25 protein-coding genes and 1 tRNA gene are annotated in these 24,749 nt (G+C 69.5%); 9 read left to right on the forward strand and 17 right to left on the reverse strand.

Going from position 1 to position 24,749, the window contains the following annotated elements; genetic code table 11:
- Window positions 1-9: 9 nt before the first annotated feature.
- On the reverse strand, window positions 10-930 hold the full coding sequence (locus ACFWIW_RS02955) for a neutral zinc metallopeptidase (protein ID WP_240596159.1): 921 nt from the start codon (window positions 928-930) through the stop codon (window positions 10-12).
- 538 nt (window positions 931-1,468) lie between these two features.
- Here ACFWIW_RS02955 and ACFWIW_RS02960 point away from each other — a divergent pair.
- Window positions 1,469-1,972, forward strand: coding sequence for a MarR family winged helix-turn-helix transcriptional regulator (locus ACFWIW_RS02960; RefSeq protein ID WP_378366819.1), 504 nt, complete (start codon window positions 1,469-1,471; stop codon window positions 1,970-1,972).
- Here ACFWIW_RS02960 and ACFWIW_RS02965 read toward each other — a convergent pair.
- Together ACFWIW_RS02965 and ACFWIW_RS02970 are read right to left on the reverse strand one after the other, a co-directional pair.
- A complete protein-coding gene (locus tag ACFWIW_RS02965) occupies window positions 1,962-3,095 on the reverse strand; it encodes an RNA polymerase sigma factor (RefSeq protein WP_378366915.1) in 1,134 nt (377 codons plus the stop codon). The genes ACFWIW_RS02960 and ACFWIW_RS02965 overlap by 11 nt on opposite strands.
- An 8-nt stretch (window positions 3,096-3,103) precedes the next feature.
- Window positions 3,104-3,511, reverse strand: coding sequence for a YciI family protein (locus ACFWIW_RS02970; RefSeq protein ID WP_378366820.1), 408 nt, complete (start codon window positions 3,509-3,511; stop codon window positions 3,104-3,106).
- A 139-nt stretch (window positions 3,512-3,650) separates the two neighbouring features.
- Here ACFWIW_RS02970 and ACFWIW_RS02975 point away from each other — a divergent pair, with 139 nt between their 5' ends.
- Window positions 3,651-5,339 carry an RICIN domain-containing protein gene (locus ACFWIW_RS02975; RefSeq protein WP_378366821.1) on the forward strand — a complete coding sequence of 563 codons (1,689 nt, stop codon included), beginning with the start codon at window positions 3,651-3,653 and terminating at the stop codon, window positions 5,337-5,339.
- A 50-nt stretch (window positions 5,340-5,389) separates the two neighbouring features.
- On the opposite strand, the gene ACFWIW_RS02980 is transcribed toward ACFWIW_RS02975, so the two are convergent.
- The 3 genes from ACFWIW_RS02980 to ACFWIW_RS02990 all read right to left on the reverse strand — a co-directional run bounded on the left by ACFWIW_RS02980 (window position 5,390) and on the right by ACFWIW_RS02990 (window position 6,249).
- Window positions 5,390-5,478, reverse strand: a tRNA-Ser gene (locus tag ACFWIW_RS02980).
- A gap of 94 nt (window positions 5,479-5,572) precedes the next feature.
- Entirely contained in the window at window positions 5,573-5,938 is a 366-nt protein-coding gene (locus tag ACFWIW_RS02985; RefSeq protein ID WP_360088580.1) for a DUF4190 domain-containing protein, read from the reverse strand.
- Between the two features lie 23 nt (window positions 5,939-5,961).
- The gene (locus ACFWIW_RS02990; RefSeq protein ID WP_037336023.1) at window positions 5,962-6,249 is read right to left on the reverse strand and encodes a DUF2277 domain-containing protein; all 288 of its coding nucleotides are present in this window, start codon (window positions 6,247-6,249) and stop codon (window positions 5,962-5,964) included.
- Window positions 6,250-6,362: 113 nt separating this feature from the next.
- Here ACFWIW_RS02990 and ACFWIW_RS02995 point away from each other — a divergent pair, with 113 nt between their 5' ends.
- On the forward strand, window positions 6,363-7,316 hold the full coding sequence (locus ACFWIW_RS02995; protein ID WP_378366822.1) for an Ldh family oxidoreductase: 954 nt from the start codon (window positions 6,363-6,365) through the stop codon (window positions 7,314-7,316).
- 198 nt (window positions 7,317-7,514) lie between these two features.
- On the opposite strand, the gene ACFWIW_RS03000 is transcribed toward ACFWIW_RS02995, so the two are convergent.
- Window positions 7,515-7,733 (reverse strand): RNA-binding S4 domain-containing protein, encoded by a 219-nt coding sequence (locus ACFWIW_RS03000; RefSeq protein ID WP_016330720.1) that lies wholly within the window; start codon window positions 7,731-7,733, stop codon window positions 7,515-7,517.
- Between the two features lie 7 nt (window positions 7,734-7,740).
- The gene (locus tag ACFWIW_RS03005) at window positions 7,741-8,499 is read right to left on the reverse strand and encodes a trypsin-like serine peptidase (protein WP_378366823.1); all 759 of its coding nucleotides are present in this window, start codon (window positions 8,497-8,499) and stop codon (window positions 7,741-7,743) included.
- A 145-nt stretch (window positions 8,500-8,644) separates the two neighbouring features.
- Here ACFWIW_RS03005 and ACFWIW_RS03010 point away from each other — a divergent pair, with 145 nt between their 5' ends.
- The gene (locus ACFWIW_RS03010; protein ID WP_378366824.1) at window positions 8,645-9,469 is read left to right on the forward strand and encodes an SDR family NAD(P)-dependent oxidoreductase; all 825 of its coding nucleotides are present in this window, start codon (window positions 8,645-8,647) and stop codon (window positions 9,467-9,469) included.
- 138 nt (window positions 9,470-9,607) lie between these two features.
- Complete coding sequence (locus ACFWIW_RS03015; RefSeq protein WP_378366825.1) at window positions 9,608-10,243, forward strand: hypothetical protein; 636 nt, start codon at window positions 9,608-9,610, stop codon at window positions 10,241-10,243.
- On the opposite strand, the gene ACFWIW_RS03020 is transcribed toward ACFWIW_RS03015, so the two are convergent.
- Window positions 10,231-11,079, reverse strand: a complete 849-nt coding sequence (locus tag ACFWIW_RS03020; protein ID WP_378366826.1) for a LysR family transcriptional regulator — start codon at window positions 11,077-11,079, stop codon at window positions 10,231-10,233. The two genes, ACFWIW_RS03015 and ACFWIW_RS03020, sit on opposite strands and share 13 nt — an antisense overlap.
- A 76-nt stretch (window positions 11,080-11,155) precedes the next feature.
- Between ACFWIW_RS03020 and ACFWIW_RS03025 the strand changes: the two genes are divergently transcribed.
- The 3 genes from ACFWIW_RS03025 (at window position 11,156) to ACFWIW_RS03035 (ending at window position 14,646) form a co-directional block, all read left to right on the forward strand.
- On the forward strand, window positions 11,156-11,881 hold the full coding sequence (locus ACFWIW_RS03025; protein WP_378366827.1) for a hypothetical protein: 726 nt from the start codon (window positions 11,156-11,158) through the stop codon (window positions 11,879-11,881).
- Window positions 11,882-11,953: 72 nt separating this feature from the next.
- The gene (locus tag ACFWIW_RS03030) at window positions 11,954-13,216 is read left to right on the forward strand and encodes an MFS transporter (RefSeq protein ID WP_378366828.1); all 1,263 of its coding nucleotides are present in this window, start codon (window positions 11,954-11,956) and stop codon (window positions 13,214-13,216) included.
- Between the two features lie 293 nt (window positions 13,217-13,509).
- Complete coding sequence (locus ACFWIW_RS03035) at window positions 13,510-14,646, forward strand: diguanylate cyclase (RefSeq protein WP_378366829.1); 1,137 nt, start codon at window positions 13,510-13,512, stop codon at window positions 14,644-14,646.
- A 52-nt stretch (window positions 14,647-14,698) separates the two neighbouring features.
- Here the strand turns inward: ACFWIW_RS03035 and ACFWIW_RS03040 are convergent, their stop codons facing one another.
- From ACFWIW_RS03040 to ACFWIW_RS03065, 6 genes are all read right to left on the reverse strand, one after another.
- On the reverse strand, window positions 14,699-15,223 hold the full coding sequence (locus ACFWIW_RS03040) for a YbaB/EbfC family nucleoid-associated protein (RefSeq protein ID WP_378366830.1): 525 nt from the start codon (window positions 15,221-15,223) through the stop codon (window positions 14,699-14,701).
- The gene (locus ACFWIW_RS03045) at window positions 15,220-15,549 is read right to left on the reverse strand and encodes a type VII secretion target (RefSeq protein ID WP_378366831.1); all 330 of its coding nucleotides are present in this window, start codon (window positions 15,547-15,549) and stop codon (window positions 15,220-15,222) included. The genes ACFWIW_RS03040 and ACFWIW_RS03045 overlap by 4 nt, the downstream gene beginning before the upstream one ends.
- Window positions 15,546-17,522 carry a hypothetical protein gene (locus ACFWIW_RS03050; RefSeq protein WP_378366832.1) on the reverse strand — a complete coding sequence of 659 codons (1,977 nt, stop codon included), beginning with the start codon at window positions 17,520-17,522 and terminating at the stop codon, window positions 15,546-15,548. Before ACFWIW_RS03050 ends, ACFWIW_RS03045 begins: the two co-directional genes overlap by 4 nt.
- Before the next feature lie 11 nt (window positions 17,523-17,533).
- Complete coding sequence (locus tag ACFWIW_RS03055; protein WP_240596141.1) at window positions 17,534-17,944, reverse strand: hypothetical protein; 411 nt, start codon at window positions 17,942-17,944, stop codon at window positions 17,534-17,536.
- A gap of 31 nt (window positions 17,945-17,975) precedes the next feature.
- Complete coding sequence (locus ACFWIW_RS03060; protein ID WP_378366833.1) at window positions 17,976-18,827, reverse strand: ESX secretion-associated protein EspG; 852 nt, start codon at window positions 18,825-18,827, stop codon at window positions 17,976-17,978.
- 179 nt (window positions 18,828-19,006) lie between these two features.
- Window positions 19,007-21,946 carry an ATP-binding protein gene (locus ACFWIW_RS03065; RefSeq protein ID WP_378366916.1) on the reverse strand — a complete coding sequence of 980 codons (2,940 nt, stop codon included), beginning with the start codon at window positions 21,944-21,946 and terminating at the stop codon, window positions 19,007-19,009.
- 472 nt (window positions 21,947-22,418) lie between these two features.
- Between ACFWIW_RS03065 and ACFWIW_RS03070 the strand changes: the two genes are divergently transcribed.
- Window positions 22,419-23,522, forward strand: coding sequence for a S1 family peptidase (locus ACFWIW_RS03070; protein ID WP_378366834.1), 1,104 nt, complete (start codon window positions 22,419-22,421; stop codon window positions 23,520-23,522).
- A 79-nt stretch (window positions 23,523-23,601) separates the two neighbouring features.
- Here ACFWIW_RS03070 and ACFWIW_RS03075 read toward each other — a convergent pair whose 3' ends face one another.
- Both ACFWIW_RS03075 and ACFWIW_RS03080 read right to left on the reverse strand, forming a co-directional pair.
- Window positions 23,602-24,006, reverse strand: coding sequence for an SsgA family sporulation/cell division regulator (locus ACFWIW_RS03075; protein WP_240596138.1), 405 nt, complete (start codon window positions 24,004-24,006; stop codon window positions 23,602-23,604).
- 260 nt (window positions 24,007-24,266) lie between these two features.
- Window positions 24,267-24,740, reverse strand: a complete 474-nt coding sequence (locus tag ACFWIW_RS03080; RefSeq protein WP_378366835.1) for an Lrp/AsnC family transcriptional regulator — start codon at window positions 24,738-24,740, stop codon at window positions 24,267-24,269.
- Between the last annotated feature and the right edge of the window lie 9 nt (window positions 24,741-24,749).

Raw genomic sequence — 24,749 nt, forward strand, 5'->3', positions numbered from 1 at the left:
ACGAGTTTTTCAGCCCAGGTTGTTGGTCGCGAAGGTGTCGCACCGCGCCGGCTGGCCGGTCTGGAAGCCGGTGGTGAACCACTTCTTCCGCTGCGCCGAAGTGCCGTGGCTGAACTTCGACTCGTCGACCCGGCCCCCGCCGAGCTTCGACTGGATGTAGTCGTCACCGATCCGCGAAGCGGTGTCCAGCGCGGAGTTGACGTCCTCCTGGCTGATCTCGCTGATCAGCGGCCGCCCGGATTCGGTCGGGGTGGTGGTGGCGTGGTTCGCCCAGACGCCGGCGTAGCAGTCGGCCTGCAGTTCGAGCCGCACCGAACCCGACGTCGGCCCGCTCCCGGTGCCCTTTTTGGACACTCCGGTGAGGTTCTGCACGTGATGGCCGTATTCGTGGGCCAGCACGTACGCCTCCGCGAACGGCCCGCCCTGCGCGCCGAACCGGGTGCGGAGTTCGTTGAAGAAGCCGAGATCGATGTAGACCTCGGAGTCGCCGGGGCAGTAGAACGGCCCGACGTCGGAGGTCGCGTTGCCGCAGGCCGTGTTCACGCCGCCGTTGAAGAAGTTCGTGACGGCCTTGCGGTAGGTCGACCCGGACCGCTGGAACTCCTGCCCCCAGTAGTCCTGGATCGAGTTGATGATGGCGACGATCGCGCAGTCGTGGTTCCGGTTCGCGTCCGCGCCGGTCTTGCACTCCTGCGACAGCGACGTGTTGTCCATCTGCTGCCCGGAGCCCACGCCGCCGAGGCTGCCGATCCCGCCGGACGACGGGTTCAGGCTCACGCCGCCGAACTGGGAGAAGAGGAAGTAGATGACGAGGCCGACCACGCCGAGCCCGCCGCCGCCGAGTGCCACCCGGCCGCCGATACCGCCACCGCCGCCTCGCAGGTCCTCGACCTCGGAGGTGTCCAGGCCCGCGCCTTCGTCGAATCGCACGGGGAAAGCGTAGCCGGAAGACCCCGGATACGCCTGGGTGCGGCCGCGCAGTGCGGCCGCACCCAGGACTACCGAGGTTGTCTTGTTCCGATCGCCGGTTGGCCGCGATCACCGGGCCGGCGTCCTGCGCTGCCGAGGCGGTCGAAGAGGCCGCGAACCCGAAACAGGCCGGAGTGACGCCGAATGCGCCAGAATTGTCGAGCGCATCCGAGATGCCCGCGCTCGTCGCTGTTCACAGTCGCGACCGACCCGGTCCTTTCCGTTCCGGTCGCGGGGACACAGCAGGCGGTCAACCGCGAGAATCACCCGCCATACCACCACCTGACCCTTCCCGGCTGGGGAGCAGGTCCGGCGGCCATCCTTACGGTCCGCCCGGTACTTGCCCGACCATCCGCTGACAAGCAGAATGCGCCTTTTCGCGCCGAGTCTCAACCTTTTCGTAACCCTCCTTCGGGCGAATGTTCCGCCGGATTTTTCACGGGCCGAAAAGTGACCGGTGGGTATGCGCCTTGTGCGATCAACGCTCTACTCTGCGTGGATGGCGGTGGAGCAGAAGGAAGTGCGCTGGCTGTCCGAGTCCGAGATGGTCGCCTGGCGCTCGTACATCGTCGCCACCATGCGGCTGCGACAGCGTCTCCATCGTGAACTTTCCGAGCGTCACGATGTCACCCTCGCCGACTACGAGGTCTTGGTCTGCCTTTCGCTCCAGCCCGACCGGCGGATGCGGATGACGGAGCTGGCGAGCATGCTCGGCTCGACCAAGAGCAGGCTTTCGCACCAAATGGTCCGGCTGGAGGCCGACGGCCTCATCCGCCGCACCCGCGATCCGGCGGACAAGCGCGGTGTCGTCGCGGAGATGACCGGAAGCGGCGCGGAACTGCTGGAGGGTGCGGCCCCGACGCATGTCGAAGGGGTCCGGGAGCATCTGATCGACCTGCTGACCCCCGAGGAGCAGCGCGTGCTGGGGCAGGCTTTCGGGCGGGTGCTGGATCACCTGTCGGAGATCGACGGCCTGCCGCGCCTGCCGCCGATCACTTCCTGAGCCTCGCCGCCTGACGCGTCAGGTGCGCGCGTTCGGCCTGGTCGGACGCCTTGTCGGCGGCCTCGCCGTACAGCCGTGCCGCCGTCTCCAGGTCACCGTCGCGCTCGTGCAGGTACGCCGCCACCGCCGCGTACCTCGGCAGCGAATCGTCCAGTTCCGCGAGCGCGGCCAGCCCCGCGCGCGGTCCGTCCGCCTCGCCGACGGCGACCGCGCGGTTGAGCCGGACGACCGGGCTGCCGGTCAGCCGCGCGAGTTCGTCGTACCACTCGACGATCTGCACCCAGTCGGTCTCTTCGGCGGTGGGCGCGTCGGCGTGGAGCGCCGCGATGGCGGCCTGCGCCTGGAATTCGCCCAGCCGGTCGCGGGCCAGCGCGGCTTGGAGGATCTCGACGCCCTCGGCGATCAGGCGCGTGTCCCAGGCGCCGCGGTCCTGTTCGGCGAGTGGCACCAGCTCGCCGTCGGCCGCCGTCCGCGCGGCGCGCCGGGCGTGGTGGAGCAGCATGAGGGCGAGCAGCCCGGCGACCTCGGGATGGTCGATCGAGGCGAAGAGCCGCCGCGTGAGCCGGATGGCTTCGGCGGCGAGGTCGACGTCGCCCGAGTAGCCCTCGTTGAACACGAGGTAGAGCACGCGGAGCACGGTGGCGACGTCGCCGGCCTGGTCGAAACGCACTCCGGAGACGGTGCGCTTGGCGCGGCTGATGCGCTGCGCCATCGTCGCTTCGGGCACCAGGTACGCCTGGGCGATCTGGCGGGTGGTGAGCCCGCCGACGGCGCGCAGGGTGAGCGCGACCGCCGAAGACGGCGTCAGCGACGGGTGGGCGCACAGGAAGTAGAGCTGCAGCGTGTCGTCCACCGCGGGCGCGGGACCCGGCGCCGGCTCCTCGTCGACGAGGTCCTCGCGACGGCGGCGGGCGGCGTCGGACCGTGCCATGCCGAGGAACTTGCGCCACGCGACGGTGACGAGCCAGCCCTTCGGATCGTTCGGCCGTCCATCGGGCCAGACGCGGACGGCCTCGATCAGCGCCTCCTGGACGGCGTCCTCGGCCGACGCGAAGTCGGCTCCGCGGCGGACGAGGATCCCGAGGACGTTCGGCGTGAGGCTCCGGAGCAGGGCCTCGTCCAGCTCGGCGGTCACTCCGTGGTGACGAGCGGCTCGCCCCACAACGGACGCAGTTCGAGCCATTCGTGGATCGGCTTCCCGCCCGCTCCCGGGGCGGCCGACAGTTCACCCGCCAGTTCGAGCGCTCGCTCGTAGCTGTCGACGTCGATGATCATGAAACCGGCGATGAGGTCCTTGGTCTCGGCGAAGGGGCCGTCGGTGACCGGCGGTTTGCCCTCGCCGTCGTATCGCACGAAGGTGCCTTCGGGGGCGAGAGCCTGCTCTCCGACGAACTCGCCGGTCTCCACGAGCCGGTTCGCGAAGTCCCTCATGTAGTCGATATGCGCCGTGATCTCCTCGGGCGCCCATTGCTCCATCGGGATGTCGTTCACCGCTGCCGGAGCGCCGCGGTAGTGCTTGAGCAGCAGGTACTTGGGCATGCCGGAAGGGTAGCGCCAGACTGCCGGTCCTTCTGCCTGGTGCGGCTATACATCCGATCTCTAGCGTCCTTGTCGCGTTCCTCCATCGCGAAAGGAAGAGCCCTTGTCCAAGGCGAAACGGCGATCAGCCTGCCTGCTTGTGACCATCGGTCTCATCTGTGGCCTGCTCACCGGAGAAGCGGTCGCCTCCGGTGGGGCCCCGGCCCCGCTCGCTCCAGCCGTCGCTCAAGCGCTGATCGCCGCGAATCCGGTGATCTGCGAGGGCGACGGGGTTTCCGGCAAACGTGTCGAGCTGGTGTACGTCCGTGAGGCGGGCCAGCCCGACCGGTACGCGACCGTCGTTCCGTCCCTGCGCGCCTACGCGTCCGGGATCGACGATTCGTTCAACGACAGCGCCGCCGCGACCGGCGGCAGCAGGCATCTCCGTTACGTGACGACCGCGGGCGCGGGCTGCCAGGTCGCCGTCGCGAATCTCGTGGTGCCCGACGGCACCTACAAGTCCGGCGCCATCCGCGACCGCGCCATCCAGGCCGGTTTCTTCGACGCGAACCGCGATTACATGCTGTTCTCCGACAACCCGCACACCTGCGCGGGCACCTGGGGCGACAGCGACGACCAGCCCGGCCCCGCCAACGCCTTCAACAACGGCAGGCACTACACGGAGATCGCCGTCTCCTGCTGGGGTGTCAACGCGGCCGCCCACGAACTCGGTCACATGCTCGGCGCCGTCCTGCCGGGTGCCCCGCACTACCAGGGCGGCGGGCACTGCTCCCAGGAATGGGATCTGATGTGTTACGGCGACACCCAGTCCTTCGACTGCACGGAACGCGACTTCGACCGGCTGCTGGACTGCGGCAACGACGACTACTTCAGCACGAACCCCACGCCGGGCAGCTGGCTCGCGACGCACTGGAACGTCGCGAACAGCGCGTTCCTGATCAAGAAGGACACCCCCGACAACGACGACGGCCACGCCAGGGGCGGGAAGACCTACGTCATCACGGGCGCGAGCGGCAACGCGATCGACGTCGTGGGTTCGTCGACCGGCGGCCTGGTCAACCTCAGCCACCGGCCGCGGACCGACGCCATGAGCCAGAAGTGGATCCTGGGGTACAACACCGGTCTTCAGCTGGTCAACGCCAACAGTCAGCTGTGCGCCGACAGCGCCCAGAGCGGGACGGCGCCGGGAACGCCGATCCTGCAGTACGACTGCAACGGGCAGAACGGCATGCGGTGGGCGTTCCAGCCGCTCGGCAACGGCAAGGTGGCGATCTTCAACTATCTGACGGGTTACGCGATCACCGATGGCGGCGCGTACCCGGCGCCGCTGGTCCAGCGGCCCTTCACCGGAGCGGCGAACCAGCAGTGGACTCTGAACCCCGTCGCCGATCCCGGTCCGAAGGCGGGCAAGAAGTACTACTTGACCGTCGCCACCAACGGCAACAGCGCGGCGGTCGTGGACGGCTCGTCGTCGGCCGGCGCGAAGATCACCAATGTGGCCAGGCAGAACGACAACGGCCAGAAGTGGCGGCTCACCGACGTGGGCGGCGGGTACTGGAGGATCTCCAACGAGCGGAGCGGTCAATGCCTGCGGCCGGTCTCCGGCAGCACCGCGGAGGGCGCGCAGTTCGAGCAAACGCATTGCGGCTCGGCGATCAACCAGCAGTGGAAGCTGCTGCGGAGCGCCGACATGCGCTACGGGCTGGTGAACCGGGCGAGCAAGCTGGCCGTGCGGCAGATCGACAACGGCACGGCTTCGCTGCTGGAGCAGCGGCCGTTCCTGGGCGGCCGTAGCGACGAGACCGTCTGGGCACTGGTGCCCGCGTGATGCGAAGCGCCCCAGGTCGGTGGACTTGGGGCGCTTTCGTTTCTCAGGACTGGCGGTAGCGGTGGGATTCGAACCCACGGAGGACAGAGCCCTCGCATGTTTTCAAGACATGTTCCTTCGGCCGCTCGGACACGCTACCGCCGTCGAGGATATCCGACGGGACTTTGGTGAAACGCTTCGGATCTAGTCGAAGCGAAGCTTTCCGTTGAGGGTGGTGGCGGGGCATGGATGGACTAGTCGAAGTCCCAGTCGGTCAGGATGCCGACGAAGATGACGCCGATCAGGATCAGCACGATGACCGCGACGCCGAGATAACCGATGATGATCGCCGCGAGCGCCATCCCCTGGCCGCCCGCTTCCCCGCGTTTGGCCTTGGAATGCGCGATATGCCCCATGATGACGCCGGCGATCGACGGCAGCCCGCTGCACGCGACGAGACTGGCGATCGACACGACCAGTGCCGCGATCGCGAGCCCTTGTTCCTGCGGCGGCGGCATCGCCGGGCCGTATCCGTAGCCCGGTTGCTGGTACGGCTGCCCGTACGGAGGTTGCTGGCCGTAGGGCTGCTGCTGACCGTAGGGGTCTTGCGGGTATGTCACCCGCTAACCGTAACCGTCGTAGCTCAGGATGCCTGGCTCTTCGCGGCCTTCGCCGCGATTCGTGCCTGGACCTCGGGACGGCGCAGCGGCGGCACCGTCGCCGGCGGCTGACGGCGCGGGGGCAGCTCGGCCAGCACGCGCCGGGTGATCTCGGTGATCTCGGCGACGGCGGCCTCGAACGGCTCGCGGGTGGCGTCGGAAAGGCTCTGCACCCCGGACACCTTGCGGACGTATTGGCGGGCGGCGGCCTCGATCTCGTCCGGCGTCGCCGCCGGTTCCAGGCCTCGCAGCGTGGTGATGTTGCGGCACATGCCCCGATCGTACGTCCGCCCACCGACGTTTCCGAGTGCTCCGATCACACAGTCGGTTAGAAGCTGCCCTGGTTCGTTGACGCCGAAAAACGCGTTTGGGCACCCTCGGCGGAGTGCCCCTCAGACCTCGCTCTCTTCGCCGTGCGCCCGTCGAGCCGATCCCCGAACCGGCCGAACCCTCCCCGATACCGGAACAGGTCTGGCAACGCGTCCCGATCGACGCCCTGATCGACCTGGTCACCGAGATCTTCACCGCGCACGACCTGCCGTGGTCGCGGGCCAGGATGGCCGCCGAGGCGTTGTGCCACGGCGACCTCACCGGAACGCCGGAATCCGGTGTCGCCGAACTGACCCGGCTGCATCTGCCGATGCTGGCCGACGGGATGGTGCGGCCGAGGGCCGAACCGCTGATGATCGCCGACCGCGGCGCCGCCGCGTTGATCGACTACCGCCGCGCGCCGGGGTTGTGGGCCGTCGGTGACGCGATGGACCGGGCGGTGTCCCGGGCCGGCCGGTACGGCGTCGGGCTCATGTCGGTGCGCGGCGTCGGGCCGTTCGGCCGCGCCGGGCATCATGCGGCGAGGGCGTTGCCGCACACCATGATCGGGCTCGTCATGGCGGCGGGCGGGGAGCGCGGGACGGCCGCGAACCCGCTCGGTATGGCCGCCCCCGCCGGCGCGTACCCCGAATTCGTGCTCGACCTGGACACGCTCGGGGACGTCGATGGCGCCGGCAGTGCCGCCATCGCCGGTTTCGCCCTGCTGGTGGAGATCTTCGCCGGGGTGCTGGCGGGCGTCGGCGACCACGACCACGACACCGGACTGATGGTGATGGCCATCGCGCCGACGACGCTGCGCAGCGCCGACGGGTTCTACAAGGCCGCGAGCGCGTTGTTCGGCAGCCTGCTCGGCTGGGAGGGCGGCACCCCGGTCCGCTATCCGGGCTGGCGCGAGGCGCAGTACCTCGAACAGTGCCAGGCGCTGGGTGTCCCGCTGAACGAGCCGGTGCACCGCGAACTCGAAGAACTCGCGAGGGCGTTGCGCCTGGCTCCGCTGCAGGGCCGCTAGTTTCGCGTGTCCAGCCGGACGCCACGCGTGTCCAGCCGGACGCCACGCGTGATCAGCCGGACGACACGCGTGATCAGGGGGACGACACGGCGACAGGGCCCGGCCGCGGGTGTGTCGTCCGCCTGATCACGCGTGCCGTCCGCTCGGTCACGCGTGGCGTCCGGCTGATCACAGGTCACGCGTGAGGCGAGTCGGCCGCTAGCCCAGGACGACGCGGCCGCCTTCGCCGCCGACCTCCACGACGTCGCCGTTCGTCAGCTGACGGCCGCGCCGGACCTCCACCTCGCCGTTGACCGTGACCTCTTCGGCGTCGAGGAGGTCTTTGGCGTGCGATCCGTCTTCGGCCAGGTTCGCCAGTTTGAGGAACTGGCCGAGGCGGATCGGTTCACCGGTGATCGGGACGTCGTGGATGCTCATGGGGAGATCATCCCCGTGCGTCCATCTTCCGGTACAAGGTGGCGACGTCCGTGTCGAAGTAGCTGCTGTAGGACGTGTCCGGATCGTCCCCGCCGTACAGGTAGCCGCCGATCACGCCGACGACGGTGCCGAGCCCGGTCTTCGGGTCGGGGTCGACGACCCACGGGCCGCCGCTGGTGCCGGTCGTGAAGCCGGGGCACGCGACGCGCATCTGATAGGTGTCGGCCTGGGCGCTGGTGCCGTGGCAGACGACCGGCGCCTCTCGTTCGTCGGGATACCCGGTCAGGGTGATCGGGTGGTCGAATCCGCCACCGGTCAGCAGGGTGTTGGCGCCCGTGACGCTTTCGAGGGTTTTCGTGGTGCCCGCCTGACGGGCGGTCGCGAACCCGACATCCAGATCCGGATCGGAGGAATCGGCCCAGCCGTCGGGAACCTGCGGATCCGAGACCTCCCAGTAGCCGTACGGCGCGACACCGTCGTGGTAGCCGGGAGCGAACGAGATCCCCGTCGCGTACTCGCCGCCTTCGCCGTCGTGCAGGCAATGCGCCGCCGTGAGCAGGAGGTCGCCGGGGCCGCTGTGCACGACGCTGGCCGTGCAGAAATGCGTTCCGTCCAGGAAGAGCGCGCCGATCGCGGGATTGGTCGGCGGTGCCGCGGGGGTGGCCGCCACCGTCGCGGCGGCGCCGTCTTCGGTCGCCGCGGGATCCGACGCGGCGGAGCAACCGGACAGAACGACACAGAGCACGAGCAACAGGGCGCGGCGCATCGCCTTCCTTTCGCTCGTCCACGGCTGTCGGTTACAGATCACCATAAGCGGGGTACGAACACAGCCCGAATCGATCAACGCACAGCAAGCTCACAGCCGTAGTATGTGTTACCTCCGGTAACAGTCGAGCGGGTTGGGAGCGGGTATGAAGTCGTTCACGGACAAGGTCGTGGTGATCACGGGCGCGGGCTCGGGGATCGGCAAGGCGCTCGCGATCGAGCTCGCGGGGCGGGGCGCCAGGCTGGCGCTCTCCGACGTCGACGCCGTCCGCGCGGCGGGCACCGTCGCGGAGTGCGAGAAGGCGGGCGCGACCGCGAAGGCGTACGAGCTCGACGTCGCCGACCGTGAAGCCGTTCTCGCGCACGCCGAGGAGGTCGCCGTCGATTTCGGCGGCGCCAACGTCGTGGTGAACAACGCCGGGGTCGCGCTCGGCGCCACGGTCGAGGAAATGACCTGGGACGACTACGACTGGCTGATGGGGATCAATCTCGGCGGCGTGGTCAACGGCACGAAAGCGTTTCTGCCCCAGGTGATCGCTTCCGGCGACGGGCACATCGTCAACCTTTCGAGTGTGTTCGGCTTCATCGGCGTGCCCACGCAGAGCGCTTACAACGCCGCGAAATTCGCGGTGCGTGGGTTCACCGAGGCGCTGCGGCAGGAAATGCTGATCGCCCGGCATCCGGTCAAGGTCAGCTGCGTGCATCCCGGCGGCATCAAGACGAATATCGCCCGTGACGCGCGGGGCGGCGCCGAGCGGGACATCGACAAAGCCGCCGAGGGCTTCGAAAAGATCGCGAGGACGACGCCGGAGAAGGCCGCCCAGACCATCGTCCGTGGTATCGAACGGGGGACGGCGCGGATCCTGATCGGTCCGGACGCGTACGCCATCGACGCGATTCCCCGCGTGCTCGGCTCCTTTTACCAGCGGCCGCTCGCCCTGTTGGGGCGCTTGGGAATGCGGAATCTCTGAGAAAGCGGAAGCCACTGAACGGAGTAACCCTCCGTGGTCCGGACGGCTCGGGATAACTCGATCGGGGTGCGTTACTTACGGCGGCGTCGGAAATGCACCACAATGCTCAAGTTCGTGATTCCCCTTCCGGAGGTCCCCATGCCGCGCGCCGCCCAGCGCCGTACGCCGACCGATGCCGCGCTCTCCGTCGAGACGGCGGAGCTGCTGGACCGGACCGGGATCATCGCGGCGAGCCTGCCGAAACGGCGGCGCAGCCCCGAGAACGAACCCGAGCCCGAGCCGATGCCGGTGCGGCCCCCGGTCTGCGAACCGGTGGTGGACAAGGATCTGCGCCCCAAGGCCGTCGTCATCCATCGTCGCGCCCGGTCCTGGCTGGTCGGCGGGGCGGGGGTGGCGTTGCTCGCGATCGGCTGGTTCGCCGGCACCTTCACCTTCCAGCCGGTCGACGACACCGCCTTGCCCGAGCAGCCGTTGCCCGCCGTGGTGACCCAGCAGGCGGCCCCGCCGGTCGCGCAGCCCGCGCCGCAGGCCGCCCCGGTGACCGTCTACGTCCCGGTCACCGTGAAGGAGCAAGCGCCCGCGACGAAGAAGAAGCCCGCCAAGGAACGGGTCGTCGCCCTCCCGCCCGCCGAGACGAAGCCGCCGGAGCAGCCGCGTTCCGACCTCGGCTCGCGCGAGAAGGTCACGCAGGACATCCGGAACATGATGGACCCCGTCGTGGCGAGTTCCCTGGCGATGGAGATGGCGCAGGGAATGGTGAGTTACGGCCGCTGACCGGTCAGCACGGCGGCCAGCGCGGAGCCCTCGCCGGGATCGCCGTGCACGAGTTCGGTGCGGTGCACCACCCGCGGTGAGGACAGGGAAAGCGCGCTCACGCCGGTGAGCATGTCCGCCGGGAGCAGTGCCAGTCCCTGCCCGGCGGCGACCAGCGCGAGCAGACCGCGGACGTCGGTCCCGGTGTAACGCAGCCGTCCGCGGAATCCGTCGGTCGAGGCGAACTTTCTCAAGCGTGCCAAGGGAATCGCCGTATCCGGCGCGTCGATCCACGCCGCGTCGGCGAGTTCGGCGAGCCGCACCGTCCGTCCGGCCATCGGATGACCGCCGGGTACCGCGACCGCGAGCGGGCGTTCGCCGACGACGGTGGTGGTGAGCGGGCCGACGTCCGGCAGCGGGAGCGGATCGCTCGGCGCGGTCATACCGTCGACGAGGCCGAGGTCGAGCGCGCCCGTCGCGACCTCCGTCAGGACGTCGTCACGGCTCAGGACGCGCAATTCGGTGCCGCGCCGCGCGGCGGCGGCGACTTCGGCGGTGAGCGACAGCGGGGTGAGCCCGAGGACGACCCGTCCGGTGGGGGCCGCGGTGAGCCGGGCGAGGTCCGCGCGGGCGGCGTCGAGCCGGGTCAGCAGCGGACCGGCGTGTTCGAGGAGACGTTCCCCGGCCCGGGTCGGGGCGACGGGACGCCGGGTGAGCAGCTCCGTGCCGAGGTCGTGTTCGAGCGCGGCGATGTGCTGGGAGATCGCGGATTGGGTGTAACCGAGGTCGCGGGCCGCTTGCGAGAACGAGCCGCCGCGGGCCACCGCCACGAAGGTGCGGAGCAGATGGGTCTCCATGGCTATCAGTATCGCTTATGGAGGCAGCAAGGATCATCGTTGGCGCTGAACTCGGTTCGCGGGTCAGGATGGCCGCATGACACAGACAGCCCGGGTCGCCCTGGTCGGCGACAGGTCGGACGGCGTTCGCTCCCATGTCCGCATCCCGATGCTCTTCGAGCGGCTCGCCGAGCGCGACGGACTCGAACTCGACGCCTATTGGATCCCGACGGACACCGCCGGCGACCTCGCCGGTTTCGACGCCGTCTGGCTGGTGCCCGGCAGTCCTTACCGGTCCGAATCCGGCGCGGTGGAGACCGTGCGCGCCGCCCGCGAGAACGGCATCCCGTTCCTCGGCACCTGTGCCGGTTTCCAGCACGCGCTGCTGGAATTCGCGCGGAACGTCTGCGGCCTCGGCGGTATCGGGCACGCGGAGAACGAGCCGGATTCGGCCGAGCGGCTGATCGTCCCGCTCGCGTGTTCGCTCGTCGGCCACGAGGGCGCCGTCCACGTCACGCCGGACACGCTGGCGGCACGGATTCTCGGGGCGGCGCGTTCCGTTGAGCGGTACCACTGCTCGTACGGTCTCGACGCGCGGCATCTGGACACCTTGGCGGCAGGTGGGCTGGTCTTCAGCGGATTCGACGACGACGGCGACGCCCGGATCGCGGAACTGCCGGAGCACCCGTTCTTCCTGGCGACGTTGTTCCAGCCGGAACTGGCCGGCGACGGGACCCGGCCGCATCCGCTCGTCCGTGCCTTCGCGCTGGCCGCGGTGGAGCACGCGAAATCGCCGGTCCACAGTGTCCATAGTGGACACTGACGGTCGTCGTGGGCCGGATGGCCGCTGACACAGCGGAAGTGATCGACTACCGTGAGCCAAGGGGAGGGGCTCATGGAGAAGGGGGATTCCGCTCGGGGCACCGCGTTCAAGGCCGCCTTCGCGGTCGGCGAGTTCCGTGCGTTGTGGGCGGCGGAGGCGCTTTCGCAGGCCGGTGACCAGCTGGCCAGGGTCGCGTTGTCGGTGCTGGTCTGGGAAAGAACGGCCTCGGCGGGGCTGACCGGGCTCACCTACGGCCTGACGTATCTGCCGACGCTGATCGGCGGCACCCTGTTCGCCGGGTTGGCGGACCGGTATCCGCGACGGACGGTGATGATCGTCTGCGATCTGCTGCGCGCGGCGATCGCGGCGTTGATGGCCGTCCCGGGGGTGCCGCTGCCGGTGCTGGCCGGACTGCTGGTGATCCTGACGACGGCGGGTGGCCCGTTCCGGGCGGCGCAGCTCGCGTTGCTCCCGGACGTCCTCGAAGGCGACCGGTATCTCGCCGGGCTCGCGGTCCGGACGATCACCATCCAAACGGCACAGCTGGCCGGATTCGGCGGTGGCGGACTGGTGATCGGGCTCGTGACGCCCTATTGGGGCCTGGTGATCGACGCGGTGACCTTTGTGGTCTCGGCACTGCTCGTGTCCATCGGGGTGCGTCGCCGAGGGCCCGCGGCCACGGAATCTTCGGTGAAAAGCCGTGTGGCGCGGGCTTTCAGTGGCGAAGGCGCCAGGGAACTGTGGCAGGGCAAGGGAATCCGGGTGCTCTTCGGGTTGAAGATGCTGGCCGGGTTCGCCATCGCGCCGGAAGGGCTCGCGGCACCGCTCGCCGTCGGGCTCGGGGCGGGCAGTTTCGCGGTCGGTCTTATTCTCGCGGCCGACCCGATCGGCTCGGTAATAGGTTCGTGGATCTTCACGAAATGGGTTCCGGCGCGACGGAAAACGCGAATCGTCGGCATTCTCGCCATCGCATCCGTCGTTCCTTTGGTCTTTGTCTTCTTTCGCCCTTCGTTACCCGTCTGCCTCGCGTTGATCGCGCTCAGCGGGGCCTTCGCGGCGCCATACCACCTGCAGGCCGTCGCGTTGATGGCCCGCGCGGTGCCGGACGGCGTCCGGGCGCAGGTGATGGGGCTGACCTCGACGAGTTTGGTGACGGTGCAAGGAATCGGGATCATGCTCGCGGGTGGCCTCGCCCAGCTGACCGGCCCGTTCGTGGCCGTCGGGGTGGCCGCGACGGTGGCCGTCGCCTCGGCGGGACCGATGGCGATGGCCTGGAAACGGGCCATCGCCACCGGCCCCGATGTATGGCTCCCGGCCGGGAGCCGAACCGGCTGAATTGGTGGGATCAGTCCTCGCGACCGTTCATGATGGTCCTCCCTCCCACTGCTCCATCTGTGTGTTCCGGAATTGACTCGAGCCACCCTCAGTACTACCTCGGATACATTGAAATGTGTACGGAAGGGGGACCGGTGACCATGATTATGGGGGAAGTGGAACTCGCCGGAGAAGGGGCCGGTACACGTCTGAGAGCCAGGGTCCGACGCTGGGAGCTATGGTCCGGACCACGCGGTGTTCCCGCGGTTTTTCTTGTGGTGGAAGGCCTCGCCGCGGCAGCCGCGGTAATCGCCTTGCTCCGATCGAACTACGAGACTACGGAATTCGTCCGATTTGGATCACTGCTCGGCCTCGCCGTCCTGCAGGCCGAGCTTTCGCGTTCGGTGGAACGGTTGCGGCGCGCGCTTTGCGACCGGCCGCATATCAACATGACTTCGGTGTGGACGTTCGCGGGGGTGCTCGTCCTGCCGTCCGGGCTCGCGCTGGCCCTCGGACTGCTCATCTACCTGCATCTTTGGTTCCGCGTGTGGCGGGGGATGAGCCACCGCCCGGCCTACCGCGTCGTGTACTGCGCGGCGGCGATCGTGCTCTCCTGCCTGGCCGCGGGGGCCATCGTCTCCGGCTGGAACGGACTGCCGGCCGGGTTCGCCGGCTCGCTGAAGATCGTCGAGGCGGCGGCCGTGTTCACCGTGGCCAACGCGTTCGTCGTGGCGCTCTCGGTCTACCTGCACAGCGGGGCCAAATCCCCGCGGTCGCTGTTCGGCACGGGCGACGACAACCTGCTGGAAGTCACCACCCTGGTGCTCGGGACCTCGACCGCGCTCGGCATCGTGCACGCGCCGGCGCTCGTCCCGTTCGTGCTGCTCCCGGTGCTGGTGCTGCACCGCAGCGTGCTGGTGCGGCAGCTGGAGATCGCGGCGGACATCGACGGCAAGACCGGCGTCCTCAACGCGCACGCGTGGCACGCGCTGAGCGAACGGGAGCTCTCGTCGGCGGCGAGGGCGAAACGCAAACTCGGCGTGCTGATGCTCGACCTCGACCATTTCAAGCAGGTCAACGACGTCTACGGGCATCTCGCGGGCGACGTCGTGCTCAAGGTCGTCGCGAAGACGATCTCCGAGCACGTACGCGACTACGACTCCGTCGGCCGCTTCGGTGGTGAGGAGTTCGTCGTGCTGCTTCCCGGCGCGACGGAGACCGAGGTGCTGCCCGTGGCCGAGCGGGTCCGCCGGGCGGTGATGGCGATCGAGGTCGAGGTCGCGACCGCTTCGGGGCCCCGGGTCGTGCGGGGGCTTTCGGTGTCGATCGGCGCCGCGGTCTACCCGTCGGGCGGGACCGTGCTGGAACGGCTGCTGCACGTCGCCGATTCCGCGCTCTACCAGGCGAAGAACAGCGGGCGGAACCGCGTCGTCTCACTCGCGGCCGCCTGACGCCTCGTGAGTGGTAAGGACGGTTAGAACCGTCCTTACCACTCACGAGGGGCTACCAGGGTGAGTTCTCCTCGTCGTCCGGCGCTTCGTGACGCCGTTCGCGAGGGGCCTGCGGCGGGGGCGGAGCGTCGGACGCGGACGCCGGGGGAGCGGGCGGCGGGGACGGCGGCTCTTCCTCCTCGATCTCGGGGAAGCGGCTGCGCAGGGTGCCGATCATCAGCGCCCTGGTCTCCTGGTCCTCGTCGCCGAGCGACTCCTGCATGACCTCGGCGACCTGGCCCGCGATCCCGGCCTGCGCCTGGTGCATGGTCTGCAGGATCTGCCGCGACAGTTCCTCCAGCGGGTACGTCCTGGCCTTGTTGCCGAACTCGATGTCCGTCACGCCGCCGTCCGCCCCGACGGTGATCTTCACGGCGCCGTCCGAGCTGGACGCGGTCAGCCGGAGCTGCTCCGTCCGCTCTTGGGCGGCCGCGTACCGCTGGGCCTTCTCTTCCAGCCCCGCGGCCCATCGCTCCATTTTGCGCTGGGCTTCGTCCGGGTCCAGCATGAGCTCGCCGAGCTCGTTCGCGCCGGTCACTTCTTTCCTCCGATGTCCAAAGCCGAGAAGTCCGCTTTGAACGGTTCCGCGTTGGTCTTGTCACCGTCTACATAGGACTTCGCCGCGGTGCGGACGTTGTCGGCCGTCGCCTGTATCCCTTCCGCGGCCGCCTTGATCGTCTCCGCCGCGCGTTCGCCCGCCGGGTTGACGATCGGCGGCAGGAACGCGCACAGCAGGCCGTACGCGTCCGACGACATCGCCGAACCGGTCGCGGCGTGCGCGGTGTTCAGCCGGTCCACGAGCCCGTCGAGATGGCTCGCGTGCGCGGTCAGGTCGTCCGGCTCGACCTCGAACGAAGCTGTCACTTCCAGTCCTTGTTCTTCCAGTCGCCGATCACCGGCGGCGCCACGACCTCGTCGGCGGCGAAGAAGGACGGGTCGTCGGATTCGACGTAGTCGGCGACCTTGTGCTCCTTGTCCTCCTGGCCCTGACCCTTGCCGGCCCCGGGGGCCATCCCGCCCATCGGGCCCATGCCGCCGGGGGTGCCCGGCTTGCCGCCGGAGCCCGCCGCACGGGCCGCGGCCGCCTCGGCGTCCATCGCGCCCGCGCCGACGGCACCGCCCATGCCGAGCGAGCCGGTCGCCCGTCCGGCGCCGCCGAGACCGCCACCGCCCGCGCCGCCCGCACCGGTACCTCCGCCGCCGAAGCCACCGGTCCCGCCGGTGCCGCCACCGCCGGGGATGTTCGGCATGCCGAGTTTGGGCGCGTTGTACGGCGTGCCCTTGTACGAGTTGCCGTCGGGGAACGAGGGGCCGGTGAGCCGCTCACCGATGCCACCGGGACGCGGGATCGGCGGGATGTTCGGCATGACCGGCCTCGGCCCGCCGCTGTTGGGCCCGTTCGGGATGGGGAGGCTCGGGGGCGTGAACGGAAGCCCGCCGCCGGGCCGCGGTCCGCCGCCCTCCGGGATCGGCGGCATGTTCGGCGGGGTGAACGGCGGCGGCGAAACGGACGGGGGCGTGTAGCCCGTGGTGCGCGTGCCGTCGTCGATTCTGGGCAGGTTCGGGAGGTTGGGGCCCGACGACGCGGCCGGTTTGTAGGTCTCGCCGCCGGTCGGCCCGTTCGGGATGGTGGGCATGTTGGGCATGGCCGGGCCGGAGCCGGGGCCGCCACCGCCGGGGAAGCCACCGGGGCTCCCGCCAGGGCCTCCACCGGGACCTCCACCGGGACCTCCACCGGGGCCGCCGCCCGGCCCGCCGGTCGGCGAGTTGAACGGCGACACACCACCGGGGCCACTGGTCCCGCCCTGCGGCGTCCCGTCCATCGAAGCGACGAGGCCGTCCGGGCGCGTCCGGTCCGAGGCCGCGGTGAACGGGGTGCCGTCGGCGCCTTCGGGCGCCATCCGGTCGCGAAGCGTGCGTGCGGGCGAACCCGCGCCACCGCCGGCGGGGCTCCCTTGCAGCTGCCTGGTCGCCGTCGCCAGTTTCGGCGGGGCGGGGAACGCCGGGGTGGCGATCGCCGAGCCGACCGTGGTGTCGAATTCGGTCATCACCTTCGCGGCCTGGTCCCGCGCGTCCTGCTGCTTCTTGAAGGTGGTGAGATCCTTGCCGAGCTGCGCCATGTACACGTACGGGTCGGTGATCTTCTGCAGGTTGGCGTTGGCCTCCTGCACGTTGAACGCCACCGGCGGGTTCGCCGCCATCAGCTTCTGCGTCTCGTTGAGCGTCTGCGAGTGGATCTGCTGCTGCCGCCCGGCCAGTGTCGCGCCGTTCGCGGTCGAGCCGAGCCATTTGCCGACACCGGCGAGGTGCTCGCGGGCCGCGTCGCCGCCCTCGCCCTCCCAGTTGGCCGTGCTCGCGCTGATCGCCTTCGCCAGGTTGCGCTGATGCGAGGCCAGGTCGTTGCCCGCCCGGATCCACTCTTCGGAGGTCTCGGCCACCGCGGCCGGATCCGCGTTGTCCGCGATCGCGGTCTGCATCTGCTCGTGGGTGGCGTTCGCCCAGACCGTGGACGGCGGCTCGCCGGGTTTGCGGAGGTCCAGGTTCTTGTCGAGACCTTCGCGCGCCTTCTCCAGCTGCGCCTCGTACATCTTCTGCGTGAACTGGTCCTTGACGAGGACGAGCGGCGTGTTCCCCCAGCCGAGGATGTTGAAGATGGCGTCCGTCCCGGCAGAGGCCCCGGCCCGGATCTCGTCACCGGAGGCGGCCTCGTCCGCCAGCGGCCCGACGTAGTAGTCGGACGACGAGTCGGCCGTCGGGTCGTAGTGCGGGTCGAGCTTGTCGTAGTCGGGCGAGTTCGGGTCGGAGACCTTCGCCGTCTTCTCCTCGGATTCGGTCACGGGTCTCTCCTTCAGATCTCGGTGTCGATCTGCTTCAGGTCGCGCTGGTTCTGGGTGTCGCGTTCCCGGTAGTTCCGCTGGGCGAGTTCGATCGCCTCGATGTAGGTCGGGAACTCGGCACGGGCGGCCTGGAGCTGGGTGAGCAGGCCCTGCGCGTCGGTCGCGGTGCCGTGCATGTGCTCGGAAACCCAGCGGGCGGTCGCGGTGGAGCTCATCGCCGGCGACTTCTGCAGCTTCGTCAGCGCGCTCCAGCGCTCTTCAAGGCTGTCGATCACTCCTTGGAGCGAACGGATCATCTCTTTGCCGGTGGTCTCGTCGACGGCGAAGCCGCCCTGCTTGGCCATGTCCTTCAGCCGCGCGCTCGCGAACGCCACCTTGCGCGCCGCCATCAACGGCTGCGCTTCTTGTGCTTCCTCGGTCAACGGAGGGTCCTCTCGCCGGATTCGGGAAGGGTCAGTAGATGTCCGCGATGGCGTCCCGGATCGAATTCGCCACGCCCGACTGGCTCGCCGGGTCGTAGTGACCGATCACGGCGCCGGAGGCTTCGTCGGTCTCGGTCCAGACCAGGTACCGGCCGTCTTCGGTGTCGAGCCAGCTCAACGGTGTGGACCGGAGCCGTTCGCCGCGGCGGCCGATCCCGCTCACGATGATGTACCCGCCGCCGAGCCGGGGCCCGGACAGCACCTTCTCCAAGACCTCGACGTCGCTCTCGTCGTTGCGCGGTGACGGCGCTTCCGGCCGGGCGCGGACGACGCCGGTGAACTGGAGGTTGCCGAACGCGTCGGTCTCCTCCTCGTCGAACTCGGCTTCGGCCTGGCGGCGCGCGGTCATCGCGGAGACGGCGCGCTCCTCCTTCTGCACGATCGTGCGGCGGCCGGTCGACGCGGGGCGCATCCGCGGCAGCACCCCGGAGAGGACCTCGACCAGCTCTTCGTCGGAGAAGAGCGCGAACTGCAGGAGGTCTTCGCCGTGGGCCTGCGTGATGCCGAGCGCCTGCCTGCCGTCGGTGAGGGCGAGGACGGCGATGTCCTGGCCGATACCGTCGATACCGTTGATCGAAACGGTGATCCGGTGGTTCGCCAGCAGCGCGAACGCGGTGCGGACGGCCTGGTTCAGCTCGCCGTTGATCGACAGGCGGCGCTGTTCGAGATCGGTATAGACCTTCCGGACGATCGCGGCGTAGCGCTCCGGGTCGATCGAAGTGTTCTGGACGCGCAAGGGAAACAAGCGGGCATCGACGCCAAGCGCCCGCCCGACCACTGTCGCCTCGACCGTCCCCAGCGCGAAATCGGCTCGCTCAGCCATGCTTCTGCGCTACTCCCTCACGGGGTCGGGCCCCGACTTTGTTAATGGCCAAAACAAACTAGCACAGCGCATGAACCTACGGAACCATACGCACACCGCTGAACCCGATGGAATGGATCACCGTGCCCGATCGGGCACTTTTCTTGCCCCTAAAGGAATAACGGCCGTTCACCGGGACGTTACCGGTCGGCCGCCGCGGGTGCGTAATTCGTCATCCGGCGGGCCACGTCCGTCCGCGAACGGGCCCCGAGTTTCCGCAGGACCTTGGCGACATGTTGTTCCACGGTACGCGGGGAAAGGAACAATCCGTCCGCTATCTCCCGGTTCGTCCGGCCGTCGGAAAGCATCCGCGCGACCTCGAGTTCGCGGGGTGAGAGCTCCTGGCCGTAGCCACGCCGCCCGCGCTGTGAGGGCGCCCACGCGCCGTGTTCCCGCAGCAGATGGCGGCAGCGGCCGGCGTCCCTGGTCGCGCCGAGCCGCTCGTAGGCCTCCGCGGCCGCCGCGAGCTCCTCGATCGCCTTGCGGTCGCCCGCGTCGAGCCGCCCGGCGGTGAGACGGCCCGCGGTCAGCCGGCACAGCGCCGCCCGCTCGCGGGCGCCGATGGCCTGATACGGCATCGGCAAGGCCTCGTAGCCGGCCGCGGCCTCGTCGAAAACCGTTGCCGCGGCGGGATGTTTGCCGCGAGCGTCGAGCAGGATCGCCCGGCCGGCGAGCAGCGCGACCCGGGAGACCGGCGAATCCTTGCCGTCGATCCCGCGGGCGAATTCCTCGACCACGGCGTCCGCCTCCGACCAGCGCCCGGCCCGCGTGTAGGCCTCGGCCGCGGCGGGGACCAGCGCCGCCGCCCACACCCAGACACCCTTGCGCCGGGCCGCCGCGACGGCGTTGTCGGCCGCCGCGCACGCCCCGTCGACGTCGTCCGTCGCGAGGAGCACCCTGATCAGCACGCCCGCCGCCGAGAGCACGACCGGGATGGGCCCGTGTTCCGGGGCGTGCACGCTCGCCGCGGTCAGATGTCGTTGCGCGGCGGCGAATTCCCCGCGTACGGCGGCCAGGCCGCCGAGGACGAGCGAGCATTCCATGACGATCGGGCCGAGGTCGGGGTAGCCGTCGCGGAGCTGCTCGGTGGCCTCCGCGAGCCCGGACCAGTCGCCGCGCACCCAGTCGAGCCGGACCCTGGTGCCCTGCGCGAGGCCGGCGGCGTAGAGCGCGCCGGCGTCGGTCGCGCGGCGGATCCCTTCCGTGACCAGCTTTTCCGCCCTGGCCAGATGTCCGGCCCAGGACTGCGCGTCGGCGAGGTTGCACCACAGCCGCGCCAGCTGGACCCGTTCGGCGACACCGCCGCCCTGGTCGGCCAGTTCGGTGAACTCGGTCCAGGCCGAGCCGTCGCCGATATGCGCCTGGGTGGAGATCCGGTCGCCGAGCAGGGCGAGCCGCAGCTCCGGGTCTTCGATCCGGTCGAAGACCTCGCGGGCCCGGCGCATCCAGACCTCGTGCCAGGACAACGGGGTCAGCCCGTCGATCGGCTGGGCGAGCAGGTTGATCCCGCGCGCGGCCAGCTCCGGCTGGTCGACCAGCTCGGTGATGGCCTTCTCCACCTCGACCCGGCCGCGGCCGAGCCGGCCGATCGTGCGGACCAGCAGCATCCCGAGGCTGAGGCGGATCGTCCCGCGCACGCTCGGCCGCAGGTCGGTGAGGTCTTCGAGGATCCGCTCCAGTGTCTCGATGACGTCCGGGCGGAACCCGCGCAGCGCGACCTGGCTGAGTTTCGTGGCCAGCCTGGCGATGTCGTCCTCGCCGAGCCCCGCCTCGGCCAGCACGGACTGGAGCAGGTCGATGGCGCGTGAGGTGTCGCCGTGGGCGATGGCCTCGTCGGCGGCGGCTTCGGCGTAGTGGCGCCATTGCCCGGTCCGGCCCGCCGCGCGCGAATGGTTCGCCAGCAGGGTCAGCGGCGGGGCGGGCTGCTCGGCGAGCACCTTGATGGCCCGCGAATGCAGCAGAGTCCGCTCCGGACCGCTGATCGTGTCGTAAACGGCCTTGCGGGCCAAGGGATGCCGGAAACCGTAGCGGTCGCCGCCGAGTTCGCCGAGGACGCCGCCATCCAAAGTGGACAAAAGGGCGGTGCGGAGTGCGTCGCCGTCGAGGCAGGCGAGTTCGCCGATCACCGCCGGTTCGGAGGGGACGGCGAGCACCGCCGCCGCGCGGGCGAGCCGGACGGCGGGTCCGGGCAGCGCGTCGAGCCGTTCGGTGATGGCCTCGCGCAGGGAGATGGGGACTTCGAGGCTTTCCAGCAGCCGGTCGCCCAGCACTTCGCCGATCGGCAGCCGTCCGGCCGCGTCCCGCAACGCCCGCAGGGTCTCTTCGACCACGAACGGGATCCCGGCGGTGCTCTCGTGGAGCTTCGCGGTGAACGGCGCGGAAACCCTCGGCAGGTCCAGCAATTCCTCCGCGAGCTTCCCGACGGCGTCGAGATCGAGCGGGCCCAGCGTCACCCGGGCGGTCTGGACGTTCGGCGGGGTGCGGAACGGGATGCCCGCACCGTGCCCGGACGGGGAGCCGGTCCGGTAGGCCGCCACGATGCCGAGCTCGGCGGGCATCGCCGCGGCGATGAAACGCAAGAGGTCACGGGTGCCTTCGTCGGCCCACTGGAGGTCGTCGATCAGGACGAGCGCGGGCCCGCAGGCGATCAGCAGTTCACGGACGGCGCGGAACTGGCGGTGGCGTTCGGCGCACGGGTCGGCGAGCGGTTCCGGTTGGGGCGGAAGGCTTTCCGCCAGTTCGGGCAGCAAGGGTCTCAGCACCCCGGCCACCGGGCTGAGCGGACCGAGCGGCCGGTCGCCCGCCGACCGCAGCGCTTCGAGCAGCGGCCCGAACGGGAACGGTTCGCGCATCGGCTGGCAGGCGCCCGAAAGCACGCGGGCGGACGCGAACTCGCGGCGTCCGGCCAGCTCTTCGAGCAGCCTGCTGCGGCCCATCCCGGGTTCGCCTTCGATCAGCACGGCCGCGGGACGGCGCAGCAAGATCTTCACGATCGCCGAGACCTCGACGTCGCGGCCCACTAATGCCGTCGATCCGGCGCGGACCGAAACCGAGGTCGGGCGAGGGGTGGCAAGCCACATCATGCGCTCCTCGGTGGGGAGTTCCCGCTGAGCCCGACACGATCTTGTGCGTTGTCCTGCGGAGCCTAAGCACTGCCTACCGGGTCGTAAACCACCCAACACGGACACCCCGGGCACCCCCTGAGGCCGTTCGCGGACGCAGCGTCACCGGTTGGCTGACGGATCATCGGTTGGAAAATCACCGGACACCCGAAACGTCGGCCACAAACCCGATTCGGCGATTCATCCCACGTTCAGGGGGTGGCAACGACTACGCAAGGTATTTGCTCGAAACCCTACTTACGGACGTGTCCGTCCGGGTGCCTGCTGTAGGTGACGGCCCGTGGAGCAGGGGATTCGGTTTCCGAAGAATGGGTATACCTATCCCGCGCCGACCCGGATTGCGGGCTTCCCCGGAGTCCAGAACCCTCACCCGTCAGGGGAGGGCTATCGCATGGCGAACCGGAGCCGTGCGTGATGACGAGGGAGAAGCATGAAGATCACGAAGCTCCTCGGTGTGGCCGCCACGGCAGCACTGGCCACCGGCGCGCTCGTCACGGGTACCCCCGCGGCAGCGTCCTCAACATCTTCGGACACCCTGCTCAACGCCGAGATGGTCCCCGCCCTGCAACGGGACCTCGGCCTGACCGCCGACCAGGCACTCGCCCGGATCCAGAGCGAGACCGCCGCCGGCACACTCGAACAGGCACTCGCCTCGGCGCTCGCCGGCAGCTTCGGCGGCGCGAGCTACAACGAGGCCACCGGCAAGCTCCGCGTCGGCGTCACGGACGCGGCGAAACTCGGCCAGGTGCTCGCCAGTGGCGCGGAAGCCGAACTGGTCCGCTTCTCGGCCGCCCAGCTCGATTCCACTGTGGACAGACTGAACGCGAGTGAGCGCGTGGCGGACGGCGCGATCACCGGCTGGGGTGTGGACACCAAAACCAACCGGGTGACGGTGAACGTCCTGCCGGGCAAGAGCGGCGTCGTCGACTCGTACCTGGAGAAGGCCAAGGTGGACAAGGCCGCCGTCGCGGTGGTCGAGACCACTTCGGTGCCGACCCTGAAATACGACGTCCGCGGTGGGGACGCCTACTACATCAACAGCTCTTCGCGGTGCTCGATCGGCTTCTCGGTCAACGGCGGCTTCCTCACCGCCGGGCACTGCGGCCCTGGCACGGTGACCGGTTACAACCGGGTCTCGATGGGCTCGTTCGCCCGCGCCAGCTTCCCCGGTAACGACTACGGCCACGTCCGGGTCAACAGCAACTGGACGCCGCGCGGAGTCATCAACAACGGCACCCGGGTGAGCGGTTCGAGCGAGGCCGCCACCGGCGCTTCGGTCTGCAAGTCGGGTTCGACCACCGGCTGGACCTGCGGCACCGTCGGCGCCAAGAACCAGACCGTCCGTTACGCCGAAGGCACGGTCTACGGCATGACCGCCACCAACGTCCGCTCGCAGGCGGGCGACTCCGGTGGCTCGTTCATCGCGGGCAACCAGGCCCAGGGCATGTTGTCCGGCGGGAACAGCTCGGTGACCTACTTCTTCCCGGTGCGGCCGGCGTTGTCCGCGACCGGGACCTCCCTGGTCCTCGGCTGATCCTGAAAAGGACGAAGGGCGGACCGAGTGCCTCCAGCGCACTCGGGCCGCCCTTCGTTTTCGTGCCGCGGGAAAGTTTTCAGACGTTGCTGATCTCCTCGATCAGCGCTTCGACGTCGAAGTGCTCGCTCTCGGAGCCGAGCGGGACCAGTTCGTAAGTGGACTCGAGGAACGTCTCCACGTCCTCGCGCTCCAGCTCGAACGACGCATAGCCGTCGGGTGACTCGATTTCGAGCGTCAGCATCGCCTCGTCCTCGGAGAGGTCGGGGCGGACGCGGACGTCGCCGAGCCCGGCGGGGTCGGTGAGGCCGGTGACGAGCAGCTCACGCGCGAAGGTCCACTCGACCCACCGGCCGCGCTCGGTCCGGAACGACACGGTGACCGCGAAGGGCTCGCCGGCGTGGAAGGACAGGCGGGAGAGAACGGGCGTGCTGCTGTTGTTCAGCAGAACGAACTGGCTCTGGTGAATTGCGTCGGTGTGCACGGCCACTCCTCAGTGCTCTCGTGGTTCGCGCGGCGCGAACTTTTCGTCTCGGGGAGGAGATGGCCGGGCGCGGGCCGGATGACGCGACTGTCGCGACGTTCACGCTATCGGCTGCATATGTCCATAGTGGTGTAACGCCGGGCACAGACCCCTTGCGTTCGGGCCGATACCCGTGGTGACGCCGGACAGTCCTCTTTGGATCGGGGGCTGAAGGACGCTTTCGTCGCATGAGACGCGGGGAAAGCGTCCTTCAGCCTCCCTCAGGGCTCCAGCGGCAGGGACAGCCCGGTCTTGACCCGGTCCATCGCCACCGACGTCGTGAAGTGCCGCACGTTCGGGTTGTCGAAGAACATCCGCCGCGTGAACGTCTCGAAATCCGCCATGTCCCGGCAGGTCACCACGAGCACGAAGTCCGCGTTGCCGGTGACGTAGTAGCACTGCTGGACGTTGTCGTCCGCGAGCACCTGACGGCGGAAGCCGTCGAGCACCGCGAGGTTCTCCCGTTCCATCTCGACCATCACCACGAACGTCATCGACAGCCCGAGCGCCCGCGGCGACAGCACCGCGACCTCGCGTTCGATCACCCCGGCCTCGCGCAGCCGCTTGATCCGCCGCTGCACGGCCGCCGCCGACAGGCCCACCTTCGCGCCGATGTGCTCGGCGATGGTGCGGGCGTCGGACTGCAGGCAGGCGAGGATGGCGACGTCAAGGCGGTCGAGGTCGGGTGTATGCACCAGGTCAGG

Origin of the sequence: Amycolatopsis sp. NPDC058340 (genome assembly GCF_042723975.1) — a bacterium.
Lineage (GTDB): Bacteria > Actinomycetota > Actinomycetes > Mycobacteriales > Pseudonocardiaceae > Amycolatopsis.